This is a genomic window from Mesorhizobium sp. M0410, assembly GCF_040321435.1.
Classification (GTDB): domain Bacteria; phylum Pseudomonadota; class Alphaproteobacteria; order Rhizobiales; family Rhizobiaceae; genus Mesorhizobium.
Genome location: NZ_JAMYRN010000010.1, coordinates 55,424 through 70,344 on the forward strand (window position 1 = coordinate 55,424; position 14,921 = coordinate 70,344).

16 protein-coding genes and 1 pseudogene are annotated in these 14,921 nt (G+C 62.3%); 9 read left to right on the forward strand and 8 right to left on the reverse strand.

Translation table 11 applies throughout. The annotated features are described in order from the left end of the window. Positions 1-14: 14 nt before the first annotated feature. The gene (gene edd, locus NKI63_RS16655; RefSeq protein ID WP_352508654.1) at positions 15-1,838 is read left to right on the forward strand and encodes a phosphogluconate dehydratase; all 1,824 of its coding nucleotides are present in this window, start codon (positions 15-17) and stop codon (positions 1,836-1,838) included. Positions 1,839-1,883: 45 nt separating this feature from the next. Here edd and NKI63_RS16660 read toward each other — a convergent pair whose 3' ends face one another. The 4 genes from NKI63_RS16660 to NKI63_RS16675 all read right to left on the reverse strand — a co-directional run bounded on the left by NKI63_RS16660 (position 1,884) and on the right by NKI63_RS16675 (position 6,559). Continuing rightward, entirely contained in the window at positions 1,884-3,551 is a 1,668-nt protein-coding gene (locus NKI63_RS16660; RefSeq protein ID WP_352822416.1) for a vWA domain-containing protein, read from the reverse strand. 112 nt (positions 3,552-3,663) lie between these two features. Continuing rightward, positions 3,664-4,662, reverse strand: coding sequence for a GlxA family transcriptional regulator (locus NKI63_RS16665; protein WP_352508652.1), 999 nt, complete (start codon positions 4,660-4,662; stop codon positions 3,664-3,666). A 16-nt stretch (positions 4,663-4,678) separates the two neighbouring features. After that, the gene (gene folD / locus NKI63_RS16670; RefSeq protein ID WP_352822419.1) at positions 4,679-5,578 is read right to left on the reverse strand and encodes a bifunctional methylenetetrahydrofolate dehydrogenase/methenyltetrahydrofolate cyclohydrolase FolD; all 900 of its coding nucleotides are present in this window, start codon (positions 5,576-5,578) and stop codon (positions 4,679-4,681) included. 201 nt (positions 5,579-5,779) lie between these two features. Beyond that, positions 5,780-6,559 carry a hypothetical protein gene (locus tag NKI63_RS16675; RefSeq protein ID WP_352822422.1) on the reverse strand — a complete coding sequence of 260 codons (780 nt, stop codon included), beginning with the start codon at positions 6,557-6,559 and terminating at the stop codon, positions 5,780-5,782. Between the two features lie 180 nt (positions 6,560-6,739). On the opposite strand from NKI63_RS16675, the gene proC reads away from it, so the two are divergent. After that, positions 6,740-7,555, forward strand: coding sequence for a pyrroline-5-carboxylate reductase (proC, locus tag NKI63_RS16680; RefSeq protein WP_352508650.1), 816 nt, complete (start codon positions 6,740-6,742; stop codon positions 7,553-7,555). Positions 7,556-7,569: 14 nt separating this feature from the next. Here proC and NKI63_RS16685 read toward each other — a convergent pair whose 3' ends face one another. From NKI63_RS16685 to NKI63_RS16695, 3 genes are read right to left on the reverse strand one after another with little or no spacing between them, the layout of a single operon-like run. Continuing rightward, on the reverse strand, positions 7,570-7,962 hold the full coding sequence (locus NKI63_RS16685; RefSeq protein WP_352508649.1) for a type II toxin-antitoxin system VapC family toxin: 393 nt from the start codon (positions 7,960-7,962) through the stop codon (positions 7,570-7,572). Beyond that, on the reverse strand, positions 7,962-8,294 hold the full coding sequence (locus NKI63_RS16690) for a type II toxin-antitoxin system VapB family antitoxin (RefSeq protein ID WP_352739989.1): 333 nt from the start codon (positions 8,292-8,294) through the stop codon (positions 7,962-7,964). The genes NKI63_RS16685 and NKI63_RS16690 overlap by 1 nt, the downstream gene beginning before the upstream one ends. A 12-nt stretch (positions 8,295-8,306) precedes the next feature. Further along, positions 8,307-9,620: an NAD(P)H-dependent oxidoreductase gene (locus NKI63_RS16695; RefSeq protein WP_352822425.1), complete on the reverse strand. Its 1,314-nt coding sequence runs from the start codon at positions 9,618-9,620 to the stop codon at positions 8,307-8,309. 380 nt (positions 9,621-10,000) lie between these two features. On the opposite strand from NKI63_RS16695, the gene NKI63_RS16700 reads away from it, so the two are divergent. The 7 genes and pseudogenes from NKI63_RS16700 to NKI63_RS16730 all read left to right on the forward strand — a co-directional run bounded on the left by NKI63_RS16700 (position 10,001) and on the right by NKI63_RS16730 (position 14,007). Further along, positions 10,001-11,233 (forward strand): pilus assembly protein TadG-related protein, encoded by a 1,233-nt coding sequence (locus NKI63_RS16700; protein ID WP_352508646.1) that lies wholly within the window; start codon positions 10,001-10,003, stop codon positions 11,231-11,233. A gap of 26 nt (positions 11,234-11,259) precedes the next feature. Continuing rightward, on the forward strand, positions 11,260-11,679 hold the full coding sequence (locus tag NKI63_RS16705; protein ID WP_352508645.1) for a TadE/TadG family type IV pilus assembly protein: 420 nt from the start codon (positions 11,260-11,262) through the stop codon (positions 11,677-11,679). Positions 11,680-11,719: 40 nt separating this feature from the next. Further along, a complete protein-coding gene (locus NKI63_RS16710; protein ID WP_254820550.1) occupies positions 11,720-12,073 on the forward strand; it encodes a TadE/TadG family type IV pilus assembly protein in 354 nt (117 codons plus the stop codon). 202 nt (positions 12,074-12,275) lie between these two features. Continuing rightward, positions 12,276-13,157: a YihY/virulence factor BrkB family protein gene (locus NKI63_RS16715; protein WP_352508644.1), complete on the forward strand. Its 882-nt coding sequence runs from the start codon at positions 12,276-12,278 to the stop codon at positions 13,155-13,157. Next, the gene (locus NKI63_RS16720; RefSeq protein ID WP_352508643.1) at positions 13,147-13,278 is read left to right on the forward strand and encodes a hypothetical protein; all 132 of its coding nucleotides are present in this window, start codon (positions 13,147-13,149) and stop codon (positions 13,276-13,278) included. Before NKI63_RS16715 ends, NKI63_RS16720 begins: the two co-directional genes overlap by 11 nt. Next, a pseudogene (locus NKI63_RS16725) lies at positions 13,245-13,385 on the forward strand (SDR family oxidoreductase); the annotation flags it as partial. The gene NKI63_RS16720 and the pseudogene NKI63_RS16725, both read left to right, overlap by 34 nt. A 118-nt stretch (positions 13,386-13,503) precedes the next feature. Then, positions 13,504-14,007 carry a DUF2314 domain-containing protein gene (locus NKI63_RS16730; protein ID WP_352644236.1) on the forward strand — a complete coding sequence of 168 codons (504 nt, stop codon included), beginning with the start codon at positions 13,504-13,506 and terminating at the stop codon, positions 14,005-14,007. A gap of 69 nt (positions 14,008-14,076) precedes the next feature. On the opposite strand, the gene NKI63_RS16735 is transcribed toward NKI63_RS16730, so the two are convergent. After that, entirely contained in the window at positions 14,077-14,838 is a 762-nt protein-coding gene (locus NKI63_RS16735; protein ID WP_352508641.1) for a glutamine amidotransferase, read from the reverse strand. Positions 14,839-14,921 lie beyond the last annotated feature (83 nt).

Genomic DNA, 14,921 nt, shown 5'->3' on the forward strand with positions numbered 1-14,921 from the left:
AAGGACCGACCGCCATGACCGCAAGACGCGACATCGAAGCCATCACCCAGCGCATCCGTGAGCGCTCCAAGCCCGGTCGCGAGGCCTATCTCGGCCGCATCGCCGAAGCCTCGAACCGCACCGCCAACCGGGCCGTGCTGTCCTGCGGCAACCTGGCCCACGGCTTTGCCGTGTGCAGCCCTTCCGAAAAGGTGGCGCTTGGCGGCGACCGGGTGCCGAACCTCGGTATCATCACCTCCTATAACGACATGCTGTCGGCGCATCAGCCTTTCGAGACATTTCCGGCGCTGATCAAGGACGCGGCGCGCGAGGCCGGCGGCATCGCCCAGGTGGCGGGCGGCGTGCCGGCGATGTGCGACGGCGTCACCCAGGGCCAGCCCGGAATGGAGCTGTCGCTGTTCTCGCGCGACGTGATCGCCATGGCCGCGGCAATCGGCCTGTCGCACAACATGTTCGATGCCGCCGTCTATCTCGGCGTCTGCGACAAGATCGTGCCGGGGCTGGTGATCGCGGCGCTGACCTTCGGCCATCTGCCGGCGGTCTTCATCCCGGCCGGGCCGATGACGACCGGCATTCCGAACGACGAAAAAGCCAAGATCCGCCAGCTCTATGCTGAGGGCAAGGCGGGGCGGGCCGAACTGCTCGAAGCGGAATCAAAATCCTATCACGGGCCGGGAACCTGCACTTTCTACGGTACCGCCAATTCCAACCAGATGCTGATGGAGATCATGGGCCTGCACACGCCTGGTGCTTCCTTCGTCAATCCCGGCACGCCGCTGCGCGACGCGCTGACCAGGGAAGCGACCAAGCGGGCGCTGGCGATCACCGCGCTCGGCAACGCCTACACGCCGGTCGGGCGGATGATCGATGAGCGCTCGATCGTCAACGGCATCGTCGGCCTCCACGCCACCGGCGGTTCGACCAACCACACCATCCACCTGATCGCCATGGCGGCGGCGGCCGGCATCGCCATTACCTGGCAGGATATTTCCGACATCTCGGAAGCCGTGCCGCTGCTGGCGCGGGTCTATCCGAACGGCCTTGCCGATGTGAACCACTTCCACGCCGCCGGCGGGCTCGGCTTCCTGATCCGCGAACTGCTCGACGCAGGCATCCTGCACGAGAATGTCCAGACGGTGTGGGGCGAAGGGCTGCGCCCCTACGCGGTCGAGGCCAAGCTCGGTGCGGACGGCGGCGTCGTGCGCGAGGCTTCGCCGCGCGAGAGCGGGGACGAGAAGGTGCTGGCGCCGTTCAAGAAGGCGTTCCAGCCGAGCGGCGGTCTGAAAGTGCTTTCGGGCAATCTCGGCCACGCCGTCATCAAGACATCGGCGGTCAAGCCGGAGCGGCGCGTCATCGAGGCGCCGGCCAAGGTGTTCGACAGCCAGCAAGGCCTGAACGAGGCGTTCAAGGCGGGGTCGCTGACCGGCGACTTCATCGCCGTCATTCGGTTCCAGGGACCGAAGGCCAACGGCATGCCGGAATTGCACAGGCTGACCACCGTGCTCGGCATCCTGCAGGACCGCGGCCAGCATGTGGCGTTGGTCACCGACGGCCGCATGTCGGGCGCTTCAGGCAAGGTGCCAGCGGCGATCCACGTGACGCCGGAAGCGGCGGAGGACGGGCCTATCGCCAGGATCCATGACGGCGATATCATCAGGCTCGACGCCGAGGCCGGGACGCTGGAGGTACTGGTGCCAGCCGGCGATTTCGCACTGCGCCGCCCCGCGGACAGCGACCTCATAGGCAATGAATTCGGCTTCGGCCGCGAGCTTTTCGCCGGGTTCCGGCAGTTGGTGGGACGCGCCGACCATGGCGCCAGCGCCTTCGGTACGGCGTGACTTTTCGACCATGGAAGAGCGGCTGGTGGCCGCTCTCCCTTATATCTACTGAACGGTCAGCTCGGCTCGCGCGCCGGCCCTGACCGTTACCGTGCCTTCCCTCGAGCTGTTGTCCGATTTCTCCGAAACCACCGCGTAGTCGCCGGCCGACAGGGTGGCTTGATACTTTTGGTCGTAGGCGTAGCCGACCGACTTGCGGGTTCCGTCGATGGCCTTCCTGGCCTCGAATATCTCGATCTTCGAGGCCCCTGGCGCGGTTATCGTCAGCATGCCGGCGTTCATCGCGATCTTCAGATCCTGATGGTCGCCAACCTTGACGCTGAACGGCTGCTCGGCCACCGCAAGGTCGACCGTCGCGACCATTACATAATCGTCGGGCGGCAGATCGAACTTGCTGTCCGGACCGTAGGCATAGGTCACCTCCTGCCTGGTTCCGTCGATGTTCTTTTTCGCCTGGAGCACCTTGAAGCCGACGCCAGAACCCTCGGCCTTGTCGCCGCCGGCAGCATAATAGGCGTTGGCGATGATACGCCCGACGCCGACGATGATGTCCTTGTCGATGACCCTGCCGGCGGCAAGCGGGATCGTCTCGATAACCATGCCCTGGCCGATCGTGACCGTCACCTTCTGGTCACCGGCCGGCAGCACGACTTTCGTGTCACCGTAGTAGGTCGGCGGGGTGTCGACGCCGGGATAGCCGATTACGACAGCCGCGCCGTCATCAACGTCCGCTCCTTCGCTTGGTCGCGGGTGGATGACCAGCGTGCCGGCATTCAGGTTGAAGTGCGGTTTGGCGACCTGGCCAGGCTCTATCTTGATCTTCTGTTCGGCCCTGGCCTCGCCGGCACGCGCGACGACGATATAGTCGCCCGGCTCCAGATTGCCCTTGTAGGTGCCATATTCGGTGGTGACGGGATCGCCGCGCGTGCCGTCGGAATTCGCCTTGTAGATCTCCCAGGCATTGCCGTCGGTGACGGGATCGCCACCCTCGGCAAGCACGACGGTGGGCACGAAATTGGACTCCGCCGGCTGGGCGGGCGCCGGCTGGGGAGCAGGCTGCGGGGCGGGAGTCGGTTCAGGGGCGGGTGGCGGAGGCGCAACGGTCTCGACGAGGGCGTCCTGCAATGCCTTTTCATCCGACGCTTCGATATATTTGCCGCCGGTATTGTCGGCGAGGCAACCGACCTGCTTGCCCTCGGCCGCCGTCAGGCCGAAGCCGACGACATTGACGGTGAAGTCGACGCCAGCAGCCTCCAGTTCCTTGCCGAGCGCACAGGGATCGCCGCTACATGTCTCGATGCCATCGGTGATGAGAACGACCGTCGCCTTGTCCTCGGTGTATTTCAATGCTTCCGCCGCTTGCTTGACCGCAGCGGTCAGCGGCGTCTTGCCCTGAAATTTCAAGCTGTCGGCCGCGGCTGAGATCGCACTTGCCGAGCCTGCCTGCGGTGGCACGATGAGTTCGATGTCGTCGCAACTGGCCTTCTCGCGATGGCCATAGGCCATGAAGCCTATTTCCTCCTCGGCCGGGACCGATTGCAGCACGTTCCGCAGCGATTGACGGGCGATTTCGAGCTTGGGCTTGCCGTCGATCTGCGCCCACATCGAGCCGGAGGCATCGAGAACGACGATGACGCGATCGGCGGCGAAGCCGAACCCCGTCGTCCACAGCAACAAGGCCGCCGCAGCGACGCTCTGCACAAATCCCGCCATCAAAAATCTCCCCCGTCAGTCGCCGCCGCTCGGCGCCGGAAAGCTATTTGACGCCGGGTCGCGACACAAGCCCGGACGGAGTACGAAGCTGCGTCGCCTCTCTGCCAAACCCTCAATAGGCCGTGCGGCGTTCATCGGAAGGCGGCCGGCCGAATTGCAGCCGGTAGCTCTGGGCAAAATAGGAATGCGAGGTGAAGCCGGTGGCGATTGCCACGTCGAGGATCGGCATGTTGGTCTGGCGCAGCAATTCGCGCGCCCGCTCGAGCCTGAGCCGCATATAATAGCGCCCGGGCGTCACACTGAGATGGCGCAGGAACAGGCGCTCGACCTGGCGCACCGACAGGCCCGCCGACTTGGCGAGCTGCACCGCCGACAGCGGCTCGTCGAGATGGTCGGCCATCAGCTCGACGATGCGGCGCAGCTTCTCCGACTTGCCGGTGAGGTCGCGTTCCGGGCCGACGCGCTGGCGGTCCCCGGCCGAGCGGATGCGCTCATGCTGGAACTGGTTGGCGACGCCATTGGCGAGGCTCGAGCCGAAATCACCGCGCACGATCTCCAGCATCAGGTCGATCGATGTGGTGCCGCCGGCGCAGGTGTAGCGCTTGCGGTCGATCTCGAAGACGTTGCCGGTGCAGTTGATGTCCGGAAAGCGTTCGAGGAAGCCGGCGCGGTTTTCCCAATGGATGGTGCAGCGATAGCCATCGAGCTGGCCTGCTTCGGCAAGCAAATAGGAGCCGACCGAAAGCGCGCCGAGCGCATTGCCGCGCCGGCCCCAACTGCGCAGCGCTGCCAGCACCTTGCTCTTGCCCGGAAATTCCGTCGTCAGCCCGACCGAGACGAACAGGATATCGACCGGCGGCAGATCGGCGACGGCGTAGTCGATCTTGAGCGGCAGGCCGTTGGACGCCATGACGGCATCGCCGTCGGCCGACACCGTCGTCCAGCCATAGAAATCGCGGCCGAGCAGCCGGTTCGCCGACCGGAACGTGTCGATTGCCGCGGCCAGCGAGAACATAGAGAACTTGTCGACCAGCAGAAACCCGAACTGCCGGCCGCCCTGAACGGGATCATTGGTGACCGGCCGTTCTAAGGGAACAGTGAGGTTCGGCAAGGACGCTGCTTTCTGGTCAGAAGGAAGGCCGTTTCAACCCGGCCGCGAGATAGGCGGAAGCTAGCGTGTTGGCCATCAGCATGGCAATGGTCATCGGTCCGACGCCGCCAGGCACCGGCGTGATGGCGCCGGCCGCCGTCGCTGCTTCGGCAAAGGCGACATCGCCGACGAGGCGGGTCTTGCCTTCACCCTTCTCAGGTGCGGCGATGCGGTTGATGCCGACGTCGATGACGGTTGCGCCAGGCTTGACCCAGTCGCCGCGGACCATTTCGGGCCGGCCGACGGCTGCAACTAGAATATCGGCGGTGCGGGCAAGCGCCGGCAGGTCCCTGGTGCGGCTGTGTGCGATAGTGACGGTGCAGTTGGCGGCAAGCAGAAGATTGGCCATCGGTTTGCCGACGATGTTCGAACGCCCGACGACGACCGCATTGAGGCCGGACAGGTCCTTGCCACGCACCCGTTCGATCAGCAGCATCGAGCCGGCCGGCGTGCAAGGCACGAAGGCGGTCTCAAGCTCGCCGGTGCCGAGCTTGCCGACATTGATGAAGTGGAAGCCGTCGACATCCTTCTCCGGCGCGATGGTCTGGATGATCTTGCCGGCGTCGATATGGCCGGGAAGCGGAAGCTGCACCAGGATGCCGTTGATGGCCGGATCGGCATTGAGCTGGCCGATGATCTTCAAAAGGTCCGGCTCGGAGGTTTCGGCCGGCAGTGTGTGCTGAACCGAATGGAAGCCGCATTCCTTGGCGGTACGGGATTTGGATGCGACATAGACCTGGCTCGCCGGATCCTCGCCGACGATGACCACCGCGAGACCGGGCTGCTGCCCACCTTTTTCCGCTAGTTCGGCGGTCAGTGTCTTGACCCGCTGCACCACGTCTTCGGCGACGCTTTTTCCGTCAATCAACTCGGCCATGAACCACCCTCGACGCCTATTGCTAAGCCTGCCGCATCCATGCGGCGTGCTCCAGATATGTTTTTATGCAGGTCGTTGCCCAGAACCATGCGCGGGCGGGCGGACATGCAGCGCGGCATTTTCACGAAAATCGAGCCGGGCAATCCCGTCAATGCGCCGTCCCATGCCGTTAACTCGAAACCGGCATGTTTTATTCGACGCTCAGAAATAGCGGCGATGCGTGCGGTTTTCGGTGAGCTCGCGAACCGCCTCGCGGAATTCGCGCAGGCTGGCGCGGATTTCCTCGATCTGGCTTTGCTGATCGGCGGCTTCCGAGGCCTGAATTGCGTCCCTCGACCAGGCCTGAGTATGTGCCGAATGCGGCGGCGTGGGTTGCTGCGGATACGGTGCCCGACCGGCATAGAGCGGCTGCGGGTAGAAGGCAGGCGACATGGCTGCGCTTGAGTTTGTCGCGGTGGAAGTTTCACCCGACGTCATCTCCTCCTGCGCTCTGCCGGGCATGAGCCGGCCCAGCGCCGACAACACGGCACCGATTGGACCCGGCCGTTTGGTGCGCGCGACCTCGAGCAGAGCGAGAGGCGGCGCTGCCGGGTATGCGGCGCGATCGGCGGAACCGGAATCGGGGCCGTCAAGGGAGCCTACGGGGTCGAAAAATGCATCGGCAGCTGTAGCCTCTTCCATCAGTATGGGGCCGGCCTTTGACGCATCAGGATGGGGCTGGCCTATGCCTGCGGCTGCCAACAGGATCGGGCTGGCACGCGCTTCGCGGCGCGAGCGGGCCAGACGATGGCGTGTGGCGGCATCCTCGCGCCATGACCGGGCTGTACGGTCCTCCAGGGAAACCAGCGCTGCTTCGTCTTCGTCGCGCGCTGCCTCGACGAACGACAGCAGGGACTGCTCGTTCCTCCAGTGTTCACGATTATTCCTATAAGCCATGGTTTCTGGAGCTTCCCCCTCGGGCTGGGACGTAGCGACCGCCACTGGTTAAGCGATGCTAAACAGGCATAGGAAATAAAAGGTTAATGTGGTCGCCGCGCCCCTGCGCGACTACATGCGCATCCCAACCGCAAGGTCCGGGTTTCCGCCTGATCACGGTCCCAAAAGGGCTTCCCCGCCCTGCCGCGAACGTCTATGGGGAAGCCATCTCTATGGAGGCTTTCGATGACGATCAGGCTTGTTCTCGCCGGTTGCGGCAATATGGGCTCCGCCATGCTCTCGGGCTGGCTGAAAGCCGGCAAGCTCGCTCCGGCTGCGGTGTTCGTGGTCGAGCCCAATGCCGAGTTGCGCAAGCGTGCCGAAGCACTGGGCTGCTCTGCTGCCGCGGACGCCGGCGCCATCCCGGCGGACGCCGTGCCGGCCCTCGTCGTCATTGCGGTCAAGCCGCAGGTGATCCGTAACGTGACGGCTGGCTACATCCGCTTCAACGATGGCCGAACCACTTTCCTCAGCATCGCCGCCGGGACGCCGGTCGCTACGTTCGAAGGCATTCTCGGCGATCGCGCGCCGATCCTGCGCTGCATGCCCAATACGCCGGCGGCGATCGGCAAGGGCATGATGGTGGTGTTTTCCAACAGGCTGGTTTCCGACGAGACTAAACGTTTCGTCGCCGACCTGCTCTCGGCGAGCGGGCAAGTGGCCGATATCGACGACGAGGGCCTGATGGACGCGGTGACGGCGGTCTCCGGGTCGGGGCCGGCCTATATCTTCCACTTCATCGAAGCGCTGACCGTGGCCGCCGAGAAGGCTGGCCTGCCTGGCAAGGTCGCAAAGCTCCTGGCCATGCAAACGGTCTACGGCGCCGCCTCGCTTGCCGCCGAAAGCGGCGAGGAGCCCGGCGTGCTTAGACAGCAGGTGACCAGCCCCAACGGCACCACGGCTGCCGCCCTTGCCGTGCTGATGGGCGAGGACCGTCTGACGCGCCTGCTCACTGAGGCGGTGGAAGCGGCGCGGCTGCGGTCGATCGAACTGGGGAAGTAACAGCTGATTTCGGATTACGCGAGATCGGTATGCGAAAAGTCGTTGCCCTTGTAGAGCAGTGCGGAGCCATGACTTTTTGCGCAAGCATAAGAAAGGCAGTCGGCTAAGTTGAGCTGGGCGGGATGTCCGCGCCCCTTTCCGTAATCTGAAAATGTATGGATTGCGAGCTTGGCATCGCTGGCGTCGATAGGCACAATTTCGATTTCAGCCTCGCGAAGAAACGCCTCTATCGCATCTCCGGCGACAACCGGCGGCACGGCAAGCATGGTCGAAAGCCGCATCGCCGCTTCAAGCACCACCAACGCCGAAGTTATTCTTGCGGGCGCTGCCTCGATTCGGTTGCTCCACTCGCGGGCATCCTCTTCGCCTGAAAGAATCGCGACAACCACGGAGGTGTCGACGAACATCAGGAATGGCTCCACATCTCATCGATCTCATCCTTCGTCATAGCCCGACCATCTTGGCCTGCCTTGGCCTTGAAGTCGTTGGCAATGGCAGCAAGCCGCTCGGCCAAGGGAATGCGTCCGCTCTCCCGCTTCAACTCGGATTCAAGCGCTTCGATGACCGCTTCCGTCATAGAAATCTTGCGTTTGGCAGCAAGCTCTCGCGCCAGTTCGCGTGCGCGCGGATCCCTGATCTGAAGATTCATGTAATCGCCTCCGCCTTCATCGTCACTACAATATAGCGAATTCGTCATGACAAAGCCAGTGCTCGGCCGGAGGCCATTGCGACGGCTCACCGGTCGAGAGCCTTACGCTCCATACAGCATCCCGTCCTGCAGCCGGCGCAAGGCGAACAGCCTGGTCGTCGGGTCGGGCGCGGCATTGTCGGCGGTGAGCAATTCGCCTTTCCGCACCTGTTTCAGCACCTTGCCGCCTTCGAGCAGGCCGACGGGCACGGCGCGATGGGCGCGGGCTTCTTCGACGGTCATGGTCCAGGAGCGGTAGCAGGTCTCGCCGATCGCATCGAACGTCTCGCCCGTCGCCAGATCGCGCTTGGCCACGGCGCAGACCTCGGCCACCGGCCGTGGCAGCGGCACCATGTCGGGCTTGCCATAAAGCGCGATGCGAGCGGCCGTCAGCGGCACTTCCAGCGAGGTCAGATGGTAGGGCCTGAAGAAGCTGTAATAGGGGCCGTGGCCGATATGCAGATCGTCCATGCGCTCGATGATGCGCGGATGCGTCGCCTCGACGATTACGAAGACGCCGGGCGCCACGCCCTTGCCGACGGTGTAGTCGACGACGCCGTTCTTCGACAGGATGCCGCCCTGCTCGCGCGGGATCAGCACCTTGACCAGCTCGTCGCGATCGGCCTTGGGGCCGTGCATGCCGGGAACGTCGGGCACCAGCCCGGTGGCGTTGGCAATGGCGCACATCTCAACCATGGTTTTCGAGCCGTCGACGAACTCGACCAGCATGCGCGGATTCATGTTGCGGCGTAGCGCTTCCTCGCGATAGTCGTCGGGAACGGCGTCGTGGTTGAGCGGGTTGTTCTTGCCCTTGCCGGCGGAGACGATGGTGTAGCCGAGCGCCGAGGCGAACTCGATCAGCTCCATGCAGCTCGACGGCTCGTCGCCGGCGCCGACCGAATAGACGACGCCGAGCCGGTCGGCCTGCTGCTTCAGATAGCAGCCGATAGTGACGTCGGCCTCGACATTCATCATCACCAGATGCTTGCCGTGCTGCATCGCCATCAGGTCGAAATCGGCGGCGACGCCGGGCTTGCCGGTAGCATCGATGACGACATCGATAAGCGGATTGGTGACCAGCATTTCGTTCGAGGTTATGGCGATCTTGCCGCTTTCGATCACCTGGCTGAGCTTCGACGGCGTATCGGCCTCCCGTGCCATCGCCCCGTCGCCATAGGCGATGCGGATGGCATCACGCGCCGTATGCGGGCGGCGCGTCGAGATCGCGCAAACCGAAATGCCCGGCATCAGCATGCCTTGCGTCACCAGGTCGGTTCCCATCTCGCCGGAACCTATGACGCCGATGCGCACCGGGCGGCCTTGTGCGGCGCGCTTGGCAAGATCGCGGGCAAGCCCGGTCAAGGCGACATTGGTCATGCGAGAGCGTCCACTGCTTTAAGTCTTTGTTTGCGCATGTCGCTGTCCCAAAACCGCGGCACACTTGGGCAACATGCATCAGGATGCGGGAATAGCAGGGAACGGTAACGGTTTGCCAACGAAACCGGCCGCCGGCGGTGTTTTCTTGCGCTTGGCCCCAAAATCGGATTGCTTTCTGTGAAGACAATGCACCCGGCCAAAGTGTTACCGACGGTCCTGTGGGCCTAACGTCCGCGTTCTCAGATCTTAGAAAATGCCTCTCAGGGCACAACCGGCGAACGGGTGCAGCAGAACCGCTAAGCGCCGTTTGAATGGATCACAGCCAAGAAATGGACGGAAATTCTTAGTCATTCCTTTATGCATCCCGGCTTAAATGAGGAATGGACTGGCGTGCCCGTATCTTCAGGCGTTTTTTCTGCATGCGACGAACCGGCAAGAGTGGCAACGTTGCCACTATTTTTGCCCTGTCGTTGCCGATCGTCGTCGGCGGCGCGGGTCTCGGCGTTGAGACTTCCTACTGGTATTACAGCGGCCTGAAGCTACAAGCGGTGGCGGATGCGGCAGCCTATGCTGGCGCTTTGGAAAAGGTTTCAGGATCCGACAAACCAACGATAGTCTCCGCCGCGACATTGTCTGCGACAACGAATGGCTGGGACCCGTCGACAGGCACAATCGAAATCTTCACGCCCCCGTCCTCCGGCCCGAATGTGGCCCAAAAGGCTGTCGAGGTCATCGTTCATCAGACCCTCGATCGGTTTTTTACATCGATATTCACGCAAAATGCGGTCGGCGCACAGGCAAGAGCGGTGGCTCTTATCACCGACGCCTCAAAGGCCTGCGCTCTAGCTCTCAATCATTCCGCTCCGAAAGCGGCGCTCTTTTCCGGCAGTTCGAATCTCAAACTGAACGGCTGCGTCGTGATGTCGAATTCGATAGCCGCGGACGCCATCAAGCTTCAGGGATCGGCAAGCCTTCAGGTCGATTGCCTGGTATCGGCAGGCGGTGTTTCGTTGAGCAACCCCGTGACGACCGTGTGCGCCAGGCCGATAACCCAGGCGTTGCCCGCTGCCGATCCTTTTGCCGACTTGCCGGCGCCACCGGCCACGAACCCCTGTCGAAACAGCAATCAGTCGGTGTTGCAACCTGGAACATACTGCAGGGGGCTCAGCTTGAGCGGCAATGTAACGCTTTCGCCCGGGATATACGTCATTCAAGGCGGTGATTTCAAAGCGAACTCGAACGCGAATATTTCCGGCGACGGAGTCATCATTTATCTGGCCGGCAGCTCCGGCGTCAGCATGAACGGCACGGCCACCATCAAGCTCAGCGCACCAACGTCGGGCACCTATTCGGGGGTGCTGTTTTACGGCGACAAAGCCAACCTGACTGGATCGAACACGGTTAATGGCACGGCAGATTCGCTTTTGACCGGCGCTTTGTATTTTCCAACGCAAGACGTTAATTATCTCGGCAATTTCTCGGGCAAAGGCGGTTGCACTCAGGTCGTCGCCAGTACCGTGCAGTGGTCCGGCAACGCGAACGTCAATCAGGACTGCACGAGCCTTGGAATGCGAGACATTCCGGCGACGCAATCCATAAAGCTTGTCGAGTAATCTTCGTGACAGGGTCAGCAGTCCGGATGTTCCGCAGCGATTCGGGTGCTGCCGCGGTAGAGTTTGCGCTGATTGTGCCGATCCTTTGCCTGGTACTCCTTGGCATCATTGACGGCTGGTCTTTTGTGTCGAACGCGTTGTCGATGCGTGCAGGCGTCAAAACGGCGGCGAATCTCGTGATGCAAGGAGCAGCCGAGGATGCGACTATCCAAGCTGTCGCTCTTTCAGGCTGGGAAAACCATCCCGGCGACGCGCAGGTGACGCTGAGCCGGAAATATATGTGCGGGACCACCGTGGTCGATCCATCTGTCCTGTGCGACAGTTTGAAAGCTCCCGCGGTTTTCGTCGAAATCCAAGCGACAGCCACCTGGTCACCGCCCTTCAGTTTCGGCGCGTTTTCGCTCTCGCGCGAGCTCAGCCACCAACAGGTGATCCGTGTTCGCTAAAGCGAGGGCCTTCATACGGGGAGCATCAGGCGGAGCTGCGTTGGAGTTCGCGCTGATCGCCCCTGTTCTGATAATGGTCTTGATCGGCGTCTTCGCATTCGGCTGGGCCTTGAATGCCATGTCCAGTGTTCGGTATACGCTGGAAACGTCCGCGCGTGCGCTGCAGATGAAGAACTCGCTGACGCAGGCCGAGATAGAAGCCATAGCCACGGCAAAATTGCTGACTTTGGGATTGAAAGACGTAGACGTAACAATAGCAATCGACGCCCCCAACGGCGGCTTTCGAATGGCACATCTCACGGCCAGGTATGCTTTCGTTATCGAGTTCCCGTACTTCGATCGGTATCCGATAAATTATGGGACGACTGTCGCAGTTCCATTGGTTGGATCATGAGCGCGTCCAATTTCCTTAGGCAATAAGGGGTGAGCGGCCCAACGAAAGTGGCTGCGTCGGTTTCTCGCGGGCTACCGCAATTCGGCCAGCAACACCTGCGCCTCCGCGAGGTTTTTTCAGAGCCGGCGGCCAGGTCGTCCACTACCCCTCGCCCACTTCTATCTCGCCGCTACTTGTTTAATGACAACTATGCGAGGCCCACATGTGGAACTTGGCGACGGAGGGCTGGGTACTCCTCAGGCAAAGCATCCTCGGCTTCGTCAACGACAATGCGCTGAGCCATGGGGCGGCGATAGCGTTTTATGCCACGACTTCGCTTGCGCCGATCCTGCTCATCGTTGTCGCTATCGCCGGCATGGCCTTCGGGCACGAGGCGGCGCAACTCGCCCTTTCGGCACAGATCGCCGGCCTGATGGGGCCGCAAAGTGCCGAGCTGCTGCAGGCGACGATCGAGAACGCCTCGCAGAAGGAAGCGGGAACCCTTGCCAGCATTCTGGGGCTGGTCACGTTGTTCGTCGCCGCATCCGGCGTGTTCGGCGAAATGCAGCTGGCGCTGAACGAGATCTGGAAAGTCAAACCGAGCGGGGCAACGATCTCGCGGCTGGTTCGGGCACGCATTGCAAGCCTGGGCCTGGTCGCCGCGCTTGGTTTCCTGCTCCTGGTGTCGCTGGTCGTAAGCGCTGCAATTTCGGCGCTCGGAGAGGTCATCAACGCCTATCTGCCGTTCGGCACCATCATCCTGAGCGCCATCAACGGGATCGTCTCGTTTGCCCTGATCACGCTGCTGTTTGCCGCGATCTACAAGGTGCTGCCCGACCGCAGCCTGCAATGGCGCGATGTCGGCCTCGGCGCCGTGGTCACCGGGTTTCTGTTCACCATCGGCAAGTCGCTGATTGGCTGGTATATCGGAACCAGCGCCATCTCATCGTCATACGGCGCGGCCGGCGCTCTGCTCGTCGTGCTGTTATGGGTCTACTATTCGGCGGAGATATTTCTGCTGGGCGCCGAATTCACGCGAGCCTATTCGGTCCGACACGGCAGCCGGACCGATTTGAAGAACAAGGTGGAATCGCATGACAAATGAATTCACGCCGAAATTCGACCTGGCCGGCAAGGTGGTGCTGGTTACCGGCGCCTCGCGCGGCATCGGCCGCGCCTGCGCACTCGCCTGCATGTGCTCGGCCACATCCCGCTCGGCCGCATAGGCGACCCGATCGACGTCGCCGGCACCGTGGTGTTCTTCGCCTTGCCGGCGGCGTCACTGATCACCGGCGCGAATATATTGGTGGATGGCGGTTGGTCGCTAGCGTGATAGGGCTCTTTGGCTGGTAGTGCGACACCGCCTCGCGAGTGCCGCCTCCCCACACCGGAAGAAGCGCGCGGACTTCGCAGGTCGTTGAGCGGTTCAAGGTTAGTCCAAGAGGTCTTTTATGGGCGAAAAATCTCAATCGAACAGTGAATTCGACGAACCGCGGAATGAGCCACTCTTCACGACTATCTCGCAGACAGACCCCGCCTTCCTTGCAGCTTACGATCGCGCACTTGCGAGTGTGCCGACATTTGTCGAACACATCGAGAGAAATGCAGATGCCTTCTGTTCCGCGAAGCTTCGGTTTCGCGATCCCGACGAGTCCGAACGTCTTGGGGAGGACAACTTTGTTTTCCTTTGGCTTGCCGCAGTGCATTATCATGCTGAGGAGCGGCTATTTTCGGGTACGTTTTTCGGGGTGCCACCCGAGCTTCAGAAATGGCATCAAGTCGGACAGCGACTTGCATTTGAAGGCGACGATATTTTCGATTGGATGGTTCTCGACGCGGGGCACTTGCATGGGGGATTCACATTGCGCGTAACCCGAGACAAGCTTCCTGAGAAAGATCGCGGCTCATACGATCGATACATCGGGGTTTCGGTTTATGAGCCACTGCCGTCCTGATTCAACGCATGCTTAATGGCCTGGTCTTTCGTTGGAGGATTGGGCACCGCACTGGTCAAACCAGCTTTCTCATTCATTGCCGGCGAGCCAACGGACCATGTTCGCCATCAGTTTTCCGTAGAACGGCCATGCGAGGAAATCCTGCGAGAGCCAATGCGGGCCGATATCGGTTGCCCAGGCAATCGCGCGGCCGCGGCCATGGCTGCCGACGGCAAGGAGCGGCCAGTCGGTGCCGCGATGGTGGCAGGTCGCCAGAAGCCGGGACGAACCGTCGCGCCTGAATTCCAGCTTGTTCATGCCGAGAATCGGCGGCAAAGGCCCCTCCACCCCGGAAAAAATCGGATGTGACGACTGCAGGATGGAGGCCTGCAGGCCTTGCGGCACCTCCATGCCGTCGCAGTAGGGTAGGCAGCGGACGGGCAGAACGTCCTCGACCGGGGTGTCGTGGAAACGCGCCGTCCCGAACATGCCCTGAAAGCCCATGTAACCGCCGGCCAGCATCAGCCCGCCGCCAGCTTCGACATAGGCCTTGAGCACATCGAGGCGGTTGACGCCGACACGCCCGGCGCGGGCATCCGGCGTGACCAGCAATGTCAGGGCGCCGACATCGGAGATCACCACCGCCTGATATTGGGCGAGCCCATCGAGGTCATAAGGGAACTCCGCGCTGCAACGCTCGCCGCCGATCTGCGTGACGGCGATGCCTTCAGTGGCCAGCGCGGCATTGAAGGCCATAGCGCCATTGGTCGAGGCCGCACTTGTAAGCACGTCGCTGCCGATGGCAACCGACGTCGTCGCTGCAAAGGTTTCGCCTGCAAGCAAGATCTTCATTGCCGCCCCGCACTGTTTTCATTCGAGATGTTTTAGGAAGGGCGCCGGATCGACCGGCGCCCCTCTGGAGCTTGAGCTCCATA